Raw genomic sequence first — 640 nt, 5'->3', positions numbered from 1 at the left:
TGCGGAGCTTGGTGAGGGCCTTGGTCAGCAGCCGGGAGACGTGCATCTGGGAGATGCCGATCTGGTCGGCGATCTGCGACTGGGTGAGGTTGCCGTAGAAGCGCAGGGTGAGGATCTTCTGCTCGCGCTCGTCGAGGGTGGCCAGCGCGGGCCCGAGGGCGACGCGGGTCTCGGCGAGTTCGAATTCGTGGTCCTCGCCGCCGAGGGTGTCGCCGAGCTCGGTGGTGCCGTCGGCGGAGATCGGGGTGGACAGCGAGGTGGCGTTGTAGGCGCGGGCACCTTCGAGGCCTTCCAGGACGTCTTCTTCGGTGACGTCGAGGTGGGCGGCGATGTCGGCGACGGTCGGGGACCGGCCGAGGGTGTGGGTGAGGGTGCTGTTGGCCTCGGTGATGGACAGGCGCAGTTCCTGCAGGCGGCGCGGGACCCGGACGGACCAGGTGCGGTCGCGGAAGTGGCGCTTGATCTCACCGATGATGGTGGGGATGGCGTAGCCGGCGAAGTCGACGCCGCGTTCGGGGTCGAACTTGTCGACGGCCTTGATGAGTCCGACGGTGGCGGTCTGGACCAGGTCGTCGGTGGGCTCGCCGCGGCCGGAGTAACGGTGGGCGAGGTGGCGGGCCAGCGGCAGCCACGCCTCGAT

At 69.5% G+C, this 640-nt stretch carries 1 protein-coding gene; it reads right to left on the bottom strand.

Annotated features, from left to right (window positions below):
- Positions 1 to 640, bottom strand: a 640-nt coding sequence (locus LDL48_RS43240) for an RNA polymerase sigma factor SigF (protein ID WP_225261014.1), incomplete at both ends; no start/stop codon positions are given.

Origin of the sequence: Jidongwangia harbinensis (assembly GCF_020216025.1) — a bacterium.
GTDB lineage: Bacteria > Actinomycetota > Actinomycetes > Mycobacteriales > Micromonosporaceae > Actinoplanes > Actinoplanes harbinensis.
Note: the sequence above shows the minus strand (reverse complement) of the source record. Positions and strands in the feature narration are given on the sequence as shown.